Source organism: Robbsia betulipollinis (assembly GCF_026624755.1).
Classification (GTDB): domain Bacteria; phylum Pseudomonadota; class Gammaproteobacteria; order Burkholderiales; family Burkholderiaceae; genus Robbsia; species Robbsia betulipollinis.
In genome coordinates, this window is the sequence record NZ_JAPMXC010000001.1 from 38,606 (window position 1) to 55,224 (window position 16,619).

Annotated in this window: 15 protein-coding genes; 3 read left to right on the forward strand and 12 right to left on the reverse strand. The window is 66.8% G+C overall.

Annotated elements, in window-relative coordinates; genetic code table 11:
- Nucleotides 1-271: 271 nt before the first annotated feature.
- Entirely contained in the window at nucleotides 272-2,680 is a 2,409-nt protein-coding gene (locus tag OVY01_RS00240; RefSeq protein WP_267844820.1) for a hypothetical protein, read from the forward strand.
- Here the strand turns inward: OVY01_RS00240 and OVY01_RS00245 are convergent.
- Genes OVY01_RS00245 through OVY01_RS00255 form a run of 3 tightly spaced genes read right to left on the reverse strand, consistent with a single transcriptional unit; the run spans nucleotide 2,654 to nucleotide 5,438 of the window.
- Nucleotides 2,654-3,238 carry a LutC/YkgG family protein gene (locus OVY01_RS00245; RefSeq protein WP_267844821.1) on the reverse strand — a complete coding sequence of 195 codons (585 nt, stop codon included), beginning with the start codon at nucleotides 3,236-3,238 and terminating at the stop codon, nucleotides 2,654-2,656. The two genes, OVY01_RS00240 and OVY01_RS00245, sit on opposite strands and share 27 nt — an antisense overlap.
- Nucleotides 3,235-4,698 carry a lactate utilization protein B gene (locus OVY01_RS00250; RefSeq protein ID WP_267844822.1) on the reverse strand — a complete coding sequence of 488 codons (1,464 nt, stop codon included), beginning with the start codon at nucleotides 4,696-4,698 and terminating at the stop codon, nucleotides 3,235-3,237. Before OVY01_RS00250 ends, OVY01_RS00245 begins: the two co-directional genes overlap by 4 nt.
- Entirely contained in the window at nucleotides 4,695-5,438 is a 744-nt protein-coding gene (locus OVY01_RS00255) for a (Fe-S)-binding protein (protein WP_267847615.1), read from the reverse strand. Before OVY01_RS00255 ends, OVY01_RS00250 begins: the two co-directional genes overlap by 4 nt.
- 144 nt (nucleotides 5,439-5,582) lie before the next feature.
- Here OVY01_RS00255 and OVY01_RS00260 point away from each other — a divergent pair, with 144 nt between their 5' ends.
- The gene (locus OVY01_RS00260) at nucleotides 5,583-5,945 is read left to right on the forward strand and encodes a DUF6388 family protein (protein ID WP_267844823.1); all 363 of its coding nucleotides are present in this window, start codon (nucleotides 5,583-5,585) and stop codon (nucleotides 5,943-5,945) included.
- A 51-nt stretch (nucleotides 5,946-5,996) separates the two neighbouring features.
- Here OVY01_RS00260 and OVY01_RS23045 read toward each other — a convergent pair whose 3' ends face one another.
- The 9 genes from OVY01_RS23045 to OVY01_RS00310 form a co-directional block, all read right to left on the reverse strand.
- Nucleotides 5,997-7,556 (reverse strand): methyl-accepting chemotaxis protein, encoded by a 1,560-nt coding sequence (locus OVY01_RS23045; protein ID WP_284700722.1) that lies wholly within the window; start codon nucleotides 7,554-7,556, stop codon nucleotides 5,997-5,999.
- 134 nt (nucleotides 7,557-7,690) lie between these two features.
- Nucleotides 7,691-9,115 (reverse strand): MFS transporter, encoded by a 1,425-nt coding sequence (locus OVY01_RS00275; RefSeq protein ID WP_267844824.1) that lies wholly within the window; start codon nucleotides 9,113-9,115, stop codon nucleotides 7,691-7,693.
- A 173-nt stretch (nucleotides 9,116-9,288) separates the two neighbouring features.
- On the reverse strand, nucleotides 9,289-9,975 hold the full coding sequence (locus tag OVY01_RS00280) for a PepSY-associated TM helix domain-containing protein (RefSeq protein WP_267844825.1): 687 nt from the start codon (nucleotides 9,973-9,975) through the stop codon (nucleotides 9,289-9,291).
- Nucleotides 9,976-10,147: 172 nt separating this feature from the next.
- Complete coding sequence (locus OVY01_RS00285; RefSeq protein WP_267844826.1) at nucleotides 10,148-11,404, reverse strand: DUF3443 family protein; 1,257 nt, start codon at nucleotides 11,402-11,404, stop codon at nucleotides 10,148-10,150.
- A gap of 12 nt (nucleotides 11,405-11,416) precedes the next feature.
- Entirely contained in the window at nucleotides 11,417-11,983 is a 567-nt protein-coding gene (locus OVY01_RS00290) for a DUF2844 domain-containing protein (RefSeq protein WP_267844827.1), read from the reverse strand.
- Nucleotides 11,984-12,216: 233 nt separating this feature from the next.
- Nucleotides 12,217-12,486 carry a DUF1289 domain-containing protein gene (locus tag OVY01_RS00295; protein WP_267844828.1) on the reverse strand — a complete coding sequence of 90 codons (270 nt, stop codon included), beginning with the start codon at nucleotides 12,484-12,486 and terminating at the stop codon, nucleotides 12,217-12,219.
- A complete protein-coding gene (locus OVY01_RS00300; RefSeq protein WP_267847616.1) occupies nucleotides 12,483-13,910 on the reverse strand; it encodes a cobyrinic acid a,c-diamide synthase CobB in 1,428 nt (475 codons plus the stop codon). The genes OVY01_RS00295 and OVY01_RS00300 overlap by 4 nt, the downstream gene beginning before the upstream one ends.
- Nucleotides 13,911-13,924: 14 nt before the next feature.
- The gene (gene cobO / locus OVY01_RS00305; protein WP_267847617.1) at nucleotides 13,925-14,527 is read right to left on the reverse strand and encodes a cob(I)yrinic acid a,c-diamide adenosyltransferase; all 603 of its coding nucleotides are present in this window, start codon (nucleotides 14,525-14,527) and stop codon (nucleotides 13,925-13,927) included.
- The gene (locus OVY01_RS00310; RefSeq protein ID WP_267844829.1) at nucleotides 14,527-15,060 is read right to left on the reverse strand and encodes a cobalamin biosynthesis protein; all 534 of its coding nucleotides are present in this window, start codon (nucleotides 15,058-15,060) and stop codon (nucleotides 14,527-14,529) included. Before OVY01_RS00310 ends, cobO begins: the two co-directional genes overlap by 1 nt.
- A 389-nt stretch (nucleotides 15,061-15,449) precedes the next feature.
- On the opposite strand from OVY01_RS00310, the gene cobW reads away from it, so the two are divergent.
- Nucleotides 15,450-16,583 carry a cobalamin biosynthesis protein CobW gene (gene cobW, locus OVY01_RS00315; RefSeq protein ID WP_267844830.1) on the forward strand — a complete coding sequence of 378 codons (1,134 nt, stop codon included), beginning with the start codon at nucleotides 15,450-15,452 and terminating at the stop codon, nucleotides 16,581-16,583.
- The last annotated feature ends 36 nt before the right edge of the window (nucleotides 16,584-16,619 follow it).

Sequence of the window (16,619 nt, forward strand, 5' to 3'; positions counted from 1 at the left end):
GAGCATGTTCCAGTTGAATAGGACGGAGAGTGGCGTGGCGTCGCGTTCCGGCGGCGACGTCGCGCGCGGCGGCAGGTCCGGGATCGCGACCCGGGCGCCGCACGACCGCGGGACGCACGATTGCGCTACGCCGCGACACCCGGCTCCGGCACACGATGCGCTGCGACATTTTCGGGGGGAGGACCTCCGTTTATACGAATCGATATGGCGCCGCGCGCACCGCGTTCGGCGGCATGTTCCCCGCGGCGACGGGACGGGCCGGACGACGCCCGTGCCGCTGCCGGCTGCGATGCCGCGCGACCACGTCGTCATCGTTCCCGTACGGCCAACGTTGTCGATCAAAACGCGTTACTCGACCACCGATATCCTCGACGCGCTCGCCGCCGGCGCCCATCCGTTCGAATCGCTCGCGGCGTTGGGGGAGGACCTGTCGGCAGCCGGCGCCGGCGAGCGGAATCCCGCGCGGCGCGCGGCGGTCCTGCGAATCGGCGCCATTCTGGATTCCCTGACCGGCCTCGATCCGAAGACGTACGGGTACAGAAGCGCGCTTGGCGTGATCGGCATCGCGTCGAAACTGCTCAAGGGCGGTCAGGCCGACGCTGACGACATGCTCGACATCGGCACGCTCGAACGCAACCTGATGACGCTGCAGCCCCCGGCGCGGCCGGGCGGCGAATCGCGTAGTCCGACCGCCTCGCCGGCGCAACCGGGGGGAAAGGCGGGCACGACGGCGGACGCTGCGCCGCCACCTTCGCCGGCGCGAACGGGCGCGTTGCTGCTGGTGACCGGCGACGCGTCGGATGACGCGGCGTGGCAAAAGAACGCGGCCCTGCCGTCCGGCAATGCGGCATCGCCGCCGCCGCCGCCGCTGGCCGCGGGTCGCGACGCGGCGCGCGAGGAAACGTCGGTGCAGCGGGGCGACGACCCCGCCTTGCTCGCCGTGCCGCGTTTCACATGGCGGCTGAACAGCGATCGCGAACGCAGTTCGTTCGAGCATGCGGACGCGGCCTACGATCTGACGCGGGGTCCCGCGTTGTACACCCGCGTCGGCAACGTGCCCCTGCTCGGGCGCCGCCGCGACGATGGACAAGTGCTCTGGGAAAGCATGCCTTTGTCCGAATACGCGACACCCATGGCCATTCCCGCCGCCGCGCCGCAGCGGTTCGCGGTTTCCGGCGGAGATTACATCGGCATCGACGGGGTGGCCTATCGGGTAGGCGAGATCGAGCCCGGCGGGTTGTGGATCGTGCATGAACATAGCGGGTGGCCGCCGTTGCCGCTGACACGCGGCCCGGAACGGAATTGGGCGCTCAAGCCGGCTGACATGAAACCCGAGGAGATCGATGGGACTATCGCGAGCGACGGGTTTCTCCGTGTCGCCAATCGCAAATTCATCCGCGTGGCAGGCAGGACGATCGAAATCGCGAGGAATGTCATCTTCGGGGAGGAGAGCATCCGCCGTTTCGCGTTTCCGGAAATGGCGGAGTTGGGGCCGGCGGATGTTTCCGGCATCATTCGCCGCGCAGATGGCAGCACGCTGATCGAGGGGCGCTATGGGTATTACGACCTCCGCTCCGATGGCCCGAACGGGCGCCGTTATGTCGGCGAAGGCGACGGGCGGCGCTGGGTGCGGTTCGATTCCGAACGCAAGCGCTGGAACGTCATCTCGGGAGCGGTGGAGCTTGAAAATGGCGGTGGCGGAATCGGCGCGCCGGATCGCGGCGAAGATGGCATGTCCCGTCTCTCACCCGCGGGCCGGCATGCATCGGTGCGCAAGGACAGCAACCGGAGTCTCGACAGCCTCCGGCAGTATCACGAGCGGCTTGGAGCAATCGGTTTCCTCCAGGCGCGTCCCCTCCTGCGTGCGGCGGTCGACGCGGCGTTCCAGGGAATCGTCGATCTTCACGTGCGCCGTCCGAATCGCACGGCGCCCGGCGGCGGCGACTTGTCCAATGTCGTGTCGGTGCGGCAGGAATTCTTCCGCAAGACCTATCAGGCCGAGAAGTGGAACACGTGGACGGTCCAGCAAAAGCAGCGTTTCGTATCGGAGAAGATTTTCAAATTTTATGCGCAGGGATTGTACTTGCCGCATCGTTCGAGCGACGCGTTGTGTCACGAAATGACGGATTTCATCACGGCGCAGTTGATGCAATCGGCGGCGCTGCGCACGAAAATCCTGCAGATCGAGTTTCGCGAACTGCCCGGCAGCGGGCTCGGCCACGCCGCGCTGCTGTATGCGGACGATGCCGCTTTGCTGGGCCGGTTCGGTCGTATCGAGGAGACGGACCCGGAGCGGCAGCGCTTGCGGCCCCGGCTGACCCGCACGGAGTTTCTCGCGTTCACATATGCCCATCGAAACAAGGTGTTGTTGATCGACCCGTGGGGGCTGGAGAAAGTCATCGATTTCTCGGCGATGGAAAGTGCCCGGGCGGGTAGCGAGGCGGTCGACCTCAATCTTCGCGCCGCAGGCTTTGGCGAGGGGCTGAACGACCATTACCGCGTCGCGGCGCTTCTGCCCGAATTGCCTGTGGGAAAGGCGGGACTGGCTCTGGACGCGAAATCGCCGTCGCGGTCCCTGCCGAGTTCGCCTAGCGCGGGAAAGAACGTGCTGCTGCAACGGCGCGGCATGTCCGAGCACGGAAGACGCCCGCCGTCAGCTTCCCCAGATCACCGTCAATGAGCGCACGCCCTGCGCACCGCGGATCAGCACGCCCTCGATATCCGCGGTGGCGGAAGGGCCCGTGACGAGGACCGCATAGCGCGCGTTCGCGAAGTCCTTACGACGGTAGGCGTCCTGCAGTCCGTCGACCAGCGTCGCCGGGTCGAGCAGGACGACCAGATGCTGGACCAGATAGCCGAGCGCGTTGACCCGGTATTCGGTTTCGCTGAACCAGACGGAGCCGGTCTCGGCGACGCCGAAGCGCGCGCGCACCACGCCGACGTCGACGTCTTCGAGCGAGGCCGGTGGCGTATCCGGCGCGAGCGAGCGGGTGCCGGGCACGCCGTCGACCGCCGAGGCGATCGTCGCGGTTGCGCCGAAGCGCCCGGCGATATAGTCCGTCGGCGTGACGCCCGACGCGAGCGTGACGCAGAGGCCGCCCATCGTCGCCAGCGCGGATGCGAAGCGCGTCTGCCGGCCGCTGTCGAACGTCGCGGGAAAGTAGGGCAGTGCGCCGCGGGCGATCCCTGCGGGCTGTGCGGCCCGCACCTTCGCGAGAAAATCGTCGCGACGGGTCATGGCCGGAAGCCGCTGTCGTTGCCGTCGTTGCCGCCGTTGCCGTCGCTTCGGGCGGCGTCGGCTGCGGGACGGTGCGCGGCAAGCCGGTTGGCTGCATACCACTGGTGAAACGTCTGTGCCGGTGCGTCGGGCAGCGTGCGCTGCCGTCCCCAGATGTTAAGCGGATTGTAGAGCACGAAATTCGGCAACCGGCGCAGCGCGCTGCCCATCGAGGCTGCCGTCGCGCGGTACAGCGTGGGACTCGCCAGCAATTTGCCGGCCATTTTCAGGATCTCGGCCTTGACGAACGGCACCTCGTGTTCCGCGGCGATGACCTGACGCCATTTGTAGATCTGTTCGTGGATATCGATGCGTACCGGGCAGACCTGGGTGCAGCTGCCGTTCAAGGTCGATGCGAACGGCAACGCGCTGTAGCGTTTCAGGTCGTAGGTCGGATTGATGATCGCGCCGATCGGTCCCGAGTACGTGCCGCCGTATGACAATCCGCCGCTGCGCCGGTATACCGGGCAGGTGTTCATGCAGGCACCGCACCGGATGCATTTCAGCGAATACCAGAAATCGTCCATCGCCAGCCGTTCGCTGCGGCCGTTGTCGACGAGGATGTAATGCATTTCGGTGCCCGGTCGTGGTGCGCGGAAATGCGAGGTGTACTGTGTGATCGGCGAACCCAGCGCGCTGCGCGACAGCATGCGGATGAACACGCCGAGATCGGCGATCGACGGAATCAGTTTCTCGATACCGATCGAGGCGATATGCAGCGCCGGCACGTTCGCCGATAGATCGGCATTGCCTTCGTTGGTGCACACCACCACGGTGCCGGTCTCGGCGACCGCGAAATTGCAGCCGGTCATGCCGGCGGTGCGTTCGCGGACGAAATAGGGCCGCGTGTGCATCCGCTGGCGTTCGGCAAGATAGTGGATGTCGCTATTGGCGGGATCCGTGCCGATCGTGCGGCCGAACAGCACGGCCACATCGTCGCGCAACTTGTGGACGGCGGGCACGACCATATGGCTCGGGTCCTGCCCGTCGAGCTGCTGGATGCGCTCGCCCAGATCGGTCTCCATGACCGTGATGCCGCGCGGTTCCAGATGATCGCGCATCCGGCATTCGTCGGTGAGCATCGATTTGCTCTTGACGAGGCAGGTCATGCCGCGCTCCGTCAGCAGGCGGTGCACGATGTGGTTGTGCTCCTGCGCGTCCGCCGCCCAGTGCACGACGACGCCGTTCGCTTCGGCACGGTCCGCGAACTGCGCGAGATAGTCCGACAGATGCGACAGCGTGTGTTCCTTGATGTTCGACGCGACATCGCGCAGGGTTTCCCACTCGGCGATGCCGTGGGCCTGCGCGTCGCGCTTGCTGCGCAGGTCCCAGAGGCGTTTGTCATGGAACGCGACATGCGCCGGCTTGGCGATGAAGGCCGCGGCGGCGGCGGCGTGATCGACCCGTGCCGTACGCTTCATTCGCGTGCTCCGTTGAGGATCTGGGCGATGTGGATGAAGCGGACGTCGCGTCCGCCGCGCGCCGCGCAGCCTTGCTGATGCATCAGGCAGGACATGTCGCCGGAGACGATGTATTCGGCGCCGGCACGCAGATGGTCGTCGACCTTGTCCTGCCCCATTTTCACCGAGACCGCTTCCTCGCTGACGGAAAAGGTTCCGCCGAAGCCGCAACATTCGTCGGGACGCTCGGGCGTGACGAATGCGATGCCGCGCACACCCTCGAGCAGCGTGCGCGGTTTCGAGAACGCCGGCTGGGCGATTTCGGTGGCGGAGGCGGTGTGCAGATGCCGCAGCGCGCTGCAACTGTCGTGCAGGCCGACGCGATGCGGAAATTCGGCCCAGGGAAAGTCGCGCGCGCCCAGCACGTCGTGCAGGAAAGCGGTCAGCTCCCAGGCGCTCGCGCGCACCTTGCGCACCTGGGCGGTTTGTTCGATCGCGGTGAAATGCGCGCGCACGTGATGGATGCAACTGGCCGAGGGGCCGACGATATAGTCGTAATCGGCGAAGTTCTGCGCGAAAACCTTTTCCGCACCGGCCGCCGCCGCTTGCGCGCCGCTGTTGGCCAGCGGCTGCCCGCAGCAGGTCTGTTGCATCGGGTAGTCGACGTCCACGCCGAAGCGCTCCAGCAGTTCGAGCGTGGCGATCGCGATTTCGGGATAGAACGCGTCGATGAAGCAGGGAACGAAGAGCGCGGCTTTCATGGACATGGGTACGGTGGGTGGCTGCTTGGGCAGCGGCTTTTCTCAATATACCCCTGCGCCCGGACCTGTCAATCGGGCCGAACCGTTGCACGGTGCCGGGAACTACTGTATAAAATATCAGTACCCATCCGGATGGAGCATGGCATGAACGCTGAACAATTGGCCGAAGCGAGCCGACGCTTTCTTGAAAAGTACCCCGCGATCGCGCAGCGCATCGACGCGGCCAGCGTGGCCGAGGCCAGGCGGCACGATGTCGCCGAGGAGGAAGTGCGCAGCGTGTATCTGCAGAAAGCGATCGAGCAGCAGGCGCGGACCTACAACCTGGAGCCCTACCGGTATCTGGTGCGAATCGGCATCGACACGCCGGACGAGCGCGAGCGCCTGCTCGATGAATACGATGGCGCGGCGGCGCGCGAACTCGGCATGTCGCTCGCACAGTATCGCGAGCCGGTGGCGGCGGGCGAGGACGGCGGCACGGTCCGCACGCGCGACGAGGAGGCGGAATGACGTCGGACCCGACCCGGTCCGGGTAGGCCGGGCCAGGTCCGGCCGACGCGGTCAATAGGCGTGATGCATGCCGCCGACCCTGAAGGCGGACACGGTATCGGTCATCTTGTTCGCCTGTTCCTGCAGCGATTGCGTCGCGGCGGCGGCTTCCTCGACCAAGGCGGCGTTCTGCTGCGTGACCTGGTCCATCTGCGCCACGGCCTGGTTTACCTGCTCGATGCCCCGGCTTTGTTCGTTGGAAGCGGAGGCGATTTCGCCGATGATGTCGGCCACGCGCTTCACCGCTTCGCCCACCTGGACGGTGACCCGGCCGACTTCCTCCGCCTGCCTCGATCCGTCGTGCACGACCGACACGGACACGGCGATCAGGTCCTTGATTTCCTTGGCGGCGGCGGAAGAGCGCTGTGCGAGCGTACGTACCTCGGAAGCGACCACCGCGAAACCGCGACCCTGTTCGCCTGCACGTGCCGCTTCCACTGCGGCGTTGAGGGCCAGGATGTTCGTCTGGAACGCGATGCCTTCGATCAGCGCGGTGATATCGCCGATTTTCGTCGAGTTTTCGGTGATCTCGTTCATCGTGCCGACCATCCGCTTGACGACGCCGCTGCCCGCCATCGTGACGTCCGACGCATCGCCGGCGAGCTTGCTGGCCATCTGCGCGCTGTCGGTGTTCTGCTTCACCGTCGCCGTCAGTTGCTCCATGCTGGCGGCGGTCTGCTGCAGCGAGGCGGCTTGTTCCTCGGTACGCGCCGACAGATCGATATTGCCCGCCGCGATTTCACGCGACGCGACCGCGACCGAGCCGCTCGATTGCCGTACTTCGCCGACCACCCCCGCGACGCGTGCCAGCAAGGCATTGAAGGCGACCGAGGTATGTCCGATTTCGTCCATGCGCACGACGGGTGCGGTGTGCGTCAGATCGAGGCTGCCGCTTACGTCCTCGAGCGTTTTCTGCAGGCCGCTCAGTCCGCGGCTGATGATCAGGTACAGCTGCGCCGCGAGCGCGCCCACCGTCAACACGGCCAGCACGACGATGCAGGAGAGAACGGTCACGGTCGAGGTGTAGGCGGACGTGTTTTCCTGACGAAGGTTTTCACCCAGTTTCTGGTTGTAATCGATATGGTCGGACAGGGCCTTCTGCAACGCGGTGGCGGCCTCGGCCATGTCGCCGTGCGGCAGGATGAGTTTTTTCGCCGCCTCGGTGTCGCCCGCGTGGATTTTGGCCACCATCGTGGTCAACGCGGTCTCGTAGGCCCGCAATCCATCCCGGTCCACCTGCAGCATGCGGCGGTCGGTGTCGTCGGAAATTTCGGTCGCTTCGTATTTGGCGAGTTCGCGGTCGAGGCGCTGGACAATGGCCTGACGACTGTCATTGAGCTCGGCGCGTTGTTCGTCCGTGATGGCCAGGAACTCGCGATAGGCGTTGACGCGCAGCGAGGAGAAATCGTTGCGGATGGTTGAGAGATCGATGATGCTGGGGACGGTGTCGGTCTGAACGGACTCAAATCGCGTTTGCGCCTTGCCGAGCGACCGCAGGCCAAAAGCGCTGACGACAACAAGCGCGAAAAGCGCAATCGAAATGATGACAAGCAGACGTCGGGTAATGGTCATGGCGCGGGGAGATGAGAAACGTGAAGGACGAGGCGGCCCGGGGAAGAAATCGCCTCTCTCCCTGCGCTTAACGGCCTTACCGACCATTGCTTGAGCGAATTATTTCGTGCGGCGCCGGATCGGACGACGTCGATCTAGATACGCTTGCCGCCGGGCGGCGCCTTGCGGGGATCGCCCACCGGCGTCATCAGCCGCAGTCCGCTCGCCACGCAGCCGACGCCCGCGAACACCGCCCCCCACACCAGCGCGAGAAGCGGGCCATGATGGCCCGACAGGCCGAAGCTCAGCGCCACCAGCGCCGCGCCCGAGGCCTGGCCGAGCAGGCGCGCGGTGCCGATGACGCCGCTTGCGCCGCCGCTGCGTTCGGGTGGCGCGCTCGTCATGAAGGCCTTCAGATTGGGCGACTGGAAGAAACCGAAACCCATGCCGCAGAGCGCCATGCGCACGCAGATGTCGAGCACGTTCGGGTGCGCCGGCATCAGCACCAGCGAAGCCATGCCCGCGCTCAGGACGCCCAGACCGACGCCGCCCAGCAGGCCCGGCGGATAGCGGTCGGACAGGCGCCCCGCCACCGGCGCGATGATCGCGACGAACAGGGGCCATGGCGTCATCAGGAAGCCGGTTTCGATCTGCCCGCGTCCCAGCACCGTCTCGAAATAAAACGGCAGCGCGACGAAGGCGAGCCCCTGTGCACAGAATGAGCACAGGGCGGTGATCGTCGATAACGCGAACATCGGCCGCCGGAACAGGTCGACCGGCAGCATCGGCGCGGGATGACCCGCCTCGCGGCGCATCAGCACGACGATCAGCAGGGCGGCCGTGCCGATCGCCGCCGTGGGCACGGGCCAGGGCGCGCGTTGCGCGGCTTCCACGAAACCGAATACGAGCGCGGCGAAGGCGGCGCCATTGAGGAGCGCGGCGATGCCGTCGAAATGGTGGTCGCGGCGGGGCGCCACCGGCAGATTCGGGATCGCGAAGACGATCGCGGCCACGCCGAAGGGGATGTTGACGGCGAACAGCCAGGGCCAGGGCGCGACCGAGAGCAGCAGCGACGCCACCGTGGGTCCGGTCGCCATCGAGACGCCGGCCACCAGCGCATTCAATCCGACACCGCGTCCCAGCCTGTGGGGCGGGTACAGAAAGCGGATCAACGCGAGATTGACGCTCATCACGGCGCTTGCGCCCAGACCCTGCAGAATGCGTGCGATCGTCAGCGCGAGCAGGGTGGGCGACACGGCGCAGAGCAGCGAGGCGAGCACGAACAGACTCAGACCCGCAACGAAAACGCGTTTGTGTCCGAGACGGTCGCCCAGCGCGGCGAAGGGGAGAAGGGTGGCCACCATCGCCAACTGGTAGGCGTTGATGATCCAGACCGATGCGGCGGGCGTCGTGTGCAGACTGGCGGCGATCGCGGGCAGGGCGGTATTGGCGATCGCGGTATCGAGCGTGGCGAGCGCCAGGCCCATCATCAGGGCGCCCATCGCTTTACGGTTCGCCGGCGGCAGACTGTCGCGTGGCGCGGGCGAACCGGAAAGCGGCGCCGCTACTGCATCGGGCATGAACGTCGGTCCGGTGATGGACGCGGTTTGACGGCCTTGTCCGGTCAGGGCAGGAAGGGGGATGACCCCATTGTTTGACAGCGCATACATCTTGCCACGCTTTTCGGTGGGAGGCTACCGAAGCGGGTGGGAGAAAGATCGCGGCGGGGGCAGGCCGTTCAACGACGGACGGCTTATAGCGATCGTCCGGCCACCACCACCAGCGTGATGAGCGATGCGGCGAAAATGCCGAAACCCACGGTGCGCCGCCGGTTCAATTCGGTCCAGAGAATGACGCCGGTGATCGACAGCAACACGAGGGAGCCGGCGATCGAGTCGGCCAGCAGGACCCAGCCGACGCCCACGCCGTTGCTGCGATGCAGGTTCTGCATGACCGTCAGCCAGCCATGGTCGCTGCGCGCCACGCGAACGGTGTTGGCGTTCTTCCAGTAATCGGCGGTGACGCTGTGGCGCGGCGTGGTGAAACGGATCTGCCAATGCTCCGGCTGCATCACCGCCTGTCCGCCCCAGTCGACCGGCTGCGCGGGCTCGCGCGTGACGCGTGCATGCGCCGCATCGAGTTGCAGGGTTTTGCCGAGCCACGCCGCGAGGGCGCGCGGGTCGCGCGGCTGCGGTGCGGGCACCGGCAACTCGACCTGCGTCTTCACCGGGCCGGGCGTGCCGATGCGCAGCACGGCACGATGATTTTCCAGGAATCCGGTAACCCCGAAAAGCAGGCCAAGGACCGCCCCCCACAGGCCCACCCAACCGTGTACCTTGCGCAGCCACTTGAGAAAACGGCTGCGGGTGGCGCGCTTCGCGCTGCGTTCGATGGCTGAAACGGCGGGAGACGGGGAAGAATTCAAATTCGTTTGTGCCATGCGCGACGGTGAAGGCGCGGAGAATGCCGGGATGGCGTCATGCCGCCGGCGAATTTTAAATCATGATGAGATTGCGTTTCAATCGCAAACGAGGGGAAATGAAAGGTTCCGTGCCCGGGAACCGGAAAGGAGGCTGCGCGAGCAGCCTCCACGCCATGTGCGCGCTGCGCGCTCAGAACGCGACGAAGGGGCCGGTACCGGCCGGCGTCGAAACGTTCTGGATGCCCGTGTAGACGCTGCGCCCATAGAAGAACGGCAGGCCGAAGTCGAAGCTCAGCGAATTGCCCTTGCCGGCCAGTCCGGGAAGCGCATTGTTGGTACTGGAGCCGCCCGCGAGGAGGGTCGTCGCGGAATTGATCGTCAAGGCCACGCTGGTCGTCTGCGTGGTGTTCGCGTTGCCGACCAGGGTGACGGTCTTGTTGATGGTCGCGCTCGGGCAATAAAAGCCGTACGCGCCGCTGGTGGTGGAGCACGCGGTAAGCGACGTGTCGTTGGCGTCGTTGAAGAACAGGCCGTTCGAACCGCTGTCGATGAAGGAACTGGCGCGCGTGAGGCCGTCGTAGGTCGCGGTAAAGTTGCCGGACGCATCGCTGTTGATCACGGTGGCCGAACCGATTGCATTGTTCGATTCGGTGCCGATGCCGAAGATCAACTGTCCGCTTGCGCTGGCCGCGCCACTGGCCGCGACGCTCGGCATCACCACGACGGTACCGTTGTTGTCGGTGGAGAACAGGGTTGCCGGGTGTTGCAGCTGGCTGGCGAGCGGCAGCGTGATCGCCGTGCAGGTGCTGCCGGTGCAGGCGTAGTAGAAGTTCCCGTTGGCGAGGATGGTGCAGCCGGACCCGCAGTCCTGCTGAAACTGGCCTATGCCCAGAAGGCCATTGGCACCGAACGTGGAAATGGTGTTCTGTGCCGTGCCGCCGTTCGCCGAGCATTGCGTGGGCATCGTGGGCACGGTGGTATCGCCGATGATGTGTACCGGTGTGGAACTGGTGGTGGTCTCGCCGCCGATCGTGTAGCTGGCCGAGCGCACCGCCCCCCAGCTGTAGCTGTTGGCGAACTGCACGCACTCGCCCAGCGTCTGGCCCGACGACGTGGTGACCGCCGGCAACGACAGGGTTACCGCCGAAGCGAGCAGGCGTAGCCCGACCGAGCCGGTATCGACGATGACGTCGTCGATGGTCTGACAGGTGGTCGTGCCGGGCACGCAGATGGTGACGCTGACATAGGGCAGGTTGGGACGCCGCCCGCTGACCGGCGTGCCCACCGTGATGGTCGCCACGTTGCTCGCGGCGGCCGTCGTTGTCGTGGAACCCGACGACGTGCTCGAATTGCCGCTGGATGTGCTGGAGCTGCTGCTGCTGCCGCCGCCGCATGCGGCGAGCGAGAGCGCCGCGAGGGCGGCGACAAGATAGGGTCGTAGTTTCACGTGCGGCTCCGGTCAGCGGATGTCGTCGACATTGAAGCCGGCGGGAAGCTGGCTCTTCAGATAGGCCGAACCCTGGAAGCTGCGCATGCGGCCGCCCGAGTGCACCACGAGATCGTCCATGTCGACGCGGGCGGGGCCGCGGCTGCCGGGGCTGGAGGCGGCCTGCGCCGCGTTGGCGCTCGCATAGGTCGAAAAATAGTCGCCCAGCAACTGCCGCAGGTCGGGAATCTGCGGCCCGGACCAGGCGATCGCGAACACCACGCCGGCGGTGGTGGCGTATTCGTTGACGGTGGTGCCGGCATCGGTCGTGATGGTCGTGACGGTATATCCCGCCGCGGCCACGGCTGTCGTGCTGGCCGCCGTCGTCGTGGCCGCCGTCGCCTGTTTCACGGACAGTGTCGTAGCGACCACGGCCGAGCCGCCGAGAACTTGCCGATCCTGCGTCACCGTGGTGGGACCGCCGCCCAGCGCCGCCCGCGCGGGTGGGCCCGAGAGGGACAGCAAGCCGGCGACGGCAAACAGGGCGCCGGGAACGCGGCGGTGAAGCCAGCGATGAAGCGATGCGTGGAGATTGGCCATGGCTGAGACGTTCAGTGATCTTTTCGGGTGGGTCTGTCGGCATCGCCTCGTGAAACGGGAGAGTGCCGCGAAGCTGAGCTGTTCATTCCATGCTCGTCAACACGCGATAACGGCGGGATCCCGTGAAACTGTAGGGCGATGCATAGCGGGCGTCGCTGTCGCGTGCTTTCTGTTCCTTTCAGGGAAGCGAAGTTCTCGCGGGGCATGCAAAATACATTCCGGATCCGCCTCTTTCAGGCAGGATGGGCGTCCTGGCGCGTCAGCAGCGTGGCGAGGATCGCACGCTTCGCGGCGTCGTCCATCGTTTTCCAGCCCTTGATCTCGGCGCGGCTACGGTAGCAACCGATGCAATGGCTGCGGGTTTCGACGTCGAGGCGGCATACGTTCGTACAGGGCGAGCCGACGGGGTCCCGCGCGCCGGCCCGCGCGACGGTATCCGCCAGCGAATGGATTTCCCGGCTGGCGGCGACGGCGGCGATCACCGCCTGGTTGGTTTCGCTCATAACGCGGTTCCGTTGAAAAGTGCGGCGGCAGCAGCGGGGTTCGACGACCAGTATGCATGGAAATAACTCGCGACGATCGGCCCGACGCGGTAGACGGCCTCGCCCGGCGTATCGCGGACGGCATGCCGCGTGGTGTGCGAGGCAGTGAGCGGGCTGGTCATGCGCGAATAATGAAACGTGTGGCCCGTCACTTCGCCGTGGGCGGTGTGCAACCGGTGCATGCCAAGGCTGACCAGGCGCGGCTGCATCGCCGCATCGCCCGGCAGCAGCCCCAGCATGGGCCAGTCCACGCCCTGCGCGTCGCGCAGGCGATCCAGCAAATAGAGCATGCCGCCGCATTCGGCGACGATGGGCCGGCCGGCGGCGGCGTGCGCCCGAACGGCATCCCGGGTACGGACATTCGCCGTCAGCCGCGGCAGATGCAGTTCCGGATAGCCGCCGGGCAAAAACAGGGCATGCGCGCCGGCGGGCACCGGCTCGTCGCGCAGCGGCGAGAAGTAGCTGAGCCGCGCGCCCAGTTCGACCAGCAGGTCGAGATTCGCGGGATAGATGAAGGAAAACGCGGCATCGCGCGCGACCGCGATGTGCCGGCCGTCGAGCAGGCCGCGTCGCGCGACGTTCGGCGCATGGGCGGCGGCGTTTGCCGTTGCTGTTGGCGCCGGTGTCGGTGTCGGCGTTGGTGTCGGTGTCGGTGTCGGCGTTGGTGTCGGCGCGGTCGAGGGCGCCGCGTCCACTCCGGCGTCGGATTCCATCGCCGCGCGGAAATCCACGGGGGGGGGGAGTTCGGCCAGCGGCGTGCGGCCGATCGCATCGGCTGCACGGTCCAGGCGCGCGTCCAGATCGTCGATTTCGTCGGCCTGCGTAAGTCCGAGATGCCGGTCGGGGAGCGTGATGTCGGCTGCCGTCGGCATGTGCCCGCACCAGCGCAGCGTCGGCGGCAGTGCCGCGGCCAGCGTGTCGGCATGCCCTTGCGTGCCCACACGGTTCGCGAACACGCCATGAAACGGCAGGTCCGGCTGGAAGTGCGCGAGGCCGAAGGCAAGCGCCCCGAACGTCTGCGCCATGGCCTGCGCGTCGATGACCGCGAGCACCGGCACGCCGAAGCGGGTGGCGAGATCGGCGCCGCTCGGCTTGCCGTCGAACAGGCCCATCACGCCTTCGATCAGGATCAGATCGGCCTCGGCGGCCGCGCGCGCGAGCAGTTGCCGGCAGCCGTCCTCGCCGACCATCCACAGGTGCAGCGAGTACACAGGAGAGCCGGCGGCGCGTGCCAGGATCATCGGGTCGAGAAAATCCGGCCCGGTCTTGAACACGCGCACGCGCCGGCCCTGCCGCCGATGATGGCGGGCGAGCGCCGCGGTCACCGTGGTCTTGCCTTGGTGCGAGGCCGGGGCGCTGATGAAAAGCGCCGGGCAGGAGAGGATGGCGGAGCGCACGGTCAGTATTCGACGCCGCGCTGCGCCTTGATGCCCTGCTCGCGATACGGGTGTTTGATCACGCGCATTTCGGTGGCGAGGTCGGCGGCCGCGATCATCGGTTCGGCCGCATGGCGGCCCGTGACCACGACATGCAGCATGGGCGGGCGGGCGTTCAGCACGGCGAGCACTTCGTCGAGCGGCAGGTAGTCGTATTTCAGCACGGTGTTCAATTCGTCGAGCACGACCATCTGATAGTCCCCGCTTTCGATCATGCGGCGCGCGGCGTCCCAGCCCCGGCGCGCGGTGGCGATGTCGGCGGCGCGGTCCTGCGTGTTCCAGGTATAACCGTCGCCCATCGTGACGAAATCGCAGCCCGGAAACGCTCCCAGGAAATCGCGCTCCGAGGTGTAGAGCGCGCCCTTGATGAATTGTACGACGCCCAGGCGCATGCCATGGCCGAGCACGCGTACGGCCATGCCGAATGCGGCCGTGGTCTTGCCCTTGCCGGTGCCGGTGTTGACGATCAACAGGCCTTTTTCCTGGTGCGCGGCAGCCTGCTTCCTGTCGAAGCCTTCCTTGCGCCGTTGGGTCATCCGCTGGTGTGCGTCGGGGTCTGTTTTCATCATCGATCGTCAGTAAAGGTGCTGGCATCTTCCCAAACGGGGCCGGTTGCCGCCGGGCCGGACAGGGCGACCGAAACGCCGTGCCGCGACGTCTTGCGCACGAGCAGCACGCCCCGCGGCGACGCGCACAGCGCGGCGAGTTCGCAGACGCCGTCGATGCCGAACCGCGCGCGTACGGCGTCCGAGGGGCGCGAGACGTCCGGGGCGTGCGCCGCCAACGCGGCCAGCGCTTCCTGCGGGAAATGCCGCAGCGCCAGCCGATGGCGCGCGCAGTAGTCCAGCAGGCCGGATTCCGTCGCCTTCGCGTCGAGCGTCGCCACCTGCACGAGCACGCCCGTGTTCCAGGTGGCGGTTCCGGTGCCGGAAGCGTGCGTGTCGACGGCGGCGGGACCGCCGGCAAAAGGACGGTGATCGCCGGCATCGGGCAGCAGGCGGGCCGACCACGTGGCGCCCAGCGCGAACCGGACCGCCGCGTCGATCGCCGCGCTGCCGACGCCGCGACGGCATCCCAGGCCGATGGTGTAAAGGGTCAATCTGGCGTCTCCGGGGGAACGACGATAGCACATCGCGTGCCGCAGGGTGTCGAGGCTGTCGGCACGCGATGGTGCCACGAGATGCTTGGATCGGGCCGCATCCGGCCGTCTTGACGTGATCGTCACGCGCGCCTAGACTGGCACGCGCACCGCAGGGATGCGGTGCGCGTCGTTCGTTTCGAATTCGATTGATTTTCGTCTGGCGTCGTTCCGGCTTCCCGGCTTCCTGTTTTCCCGTCTCCTTCATCCTCGGGACAGCTGCGCGCGGTGTCCGTGCCGGTCCGCTCTGCGTTCTCCGCACAGGCAGTGGGACCGAGGCGGGCGACAGGCCGCGCCGCGGGCGAGGAAGCACCCGGACGGTACGCCAGGCCCGTGCCAGGAGCGTCATTTTGCAAACCCCCGCGCAGACCCGCAAGATCCCCGTCACCGTCGTGACCGGCTTTCTCGGCAGTGGCAAGACGACCTTGCTGCGCCACATCCTCGCGCACGCGCAAGGCTTGCGGATCGCCGTGATCGTCAATGAATTCGGCGAGCTGGGCATCGACGGCGAGATTCTGAAAGGCTGCGGTATCGGCTGCGAGGTCGAGACCGGCAACGACGACGGCGTCGAGATCATCGAGCGGCGCGGCCAGCTGTACGAGCTGGCGAACGGCTGCCTCTGCTGCACCGTGCAGGAGGAATTCTTTCCGGTGATGGAGGCGTTGGTCGAGCGCCGCGAGGAGATCGACCATGTGCTGATCGAGACGTCCGGTCTCGCCTTGCCCAAGCCGCTGGTGCAGGCGTTCAACTGGCCGGCGATCAAGAACAGTTTTACCGTCGATGCGGTGATCACGGTGGTGGACGGCCCGGCCGCGGCGAGCGGGCAGTTCGCCGCGAACCCCACTGCGGTCGACGCGCAACGCCGCGCCGATCCGAATCTCGACCACGAATCGCCGCTGCACGAACTGTTCGAGGACCAGCTCGCTTCGGCGGACCTGGTGATCCTCAACAAGACCGATCTGCTCGTGCCCGGGCAGCGGGAGGCAGTGGAGACACTGATCCGCGGCGAGATTCCGGCGCAGGTCAAGATCGTGCCCGCGAGCCTTGGACGCATCGACCTGCACGCCCTGCTTGGGCTCGGATCGGCGTCCGAGGCGACGATCCATCTGCGCGAAGACCATCACGGTTCGGCGGACGATCCCGATCACCACCACGACGATTTCGACTCGGTGGTGGTCAGCGCGACGGTGCGCGCGCGCGCGCCGCTGCTCGCGGCGCTGCACGCGCTGGTGGAGGCCCATACCATCTACCGCGTGAAGGGTTTCGCGGCGCTGCCCGCCGCGCCGATGCGGCTCGTGGTGCAGGGCGTCGGCAAACGCTTCGACAGCTATTTCGACCGCCGCTGGCAGGCCGACGAACTGGCGGAGCGCACGGCCAACCCCGCGCGGCCGACGAGCCATTTCGTGCTGATCGGCGAGGATCTCGACGTCGCGCGCCTGCAGCAGGCGTTCGATGCGGCGCTCGCGGCAGCGGCCGCCGCATGAAGGGCCGGGGCAGCGGGCGCGGAAATCCGCCTATCC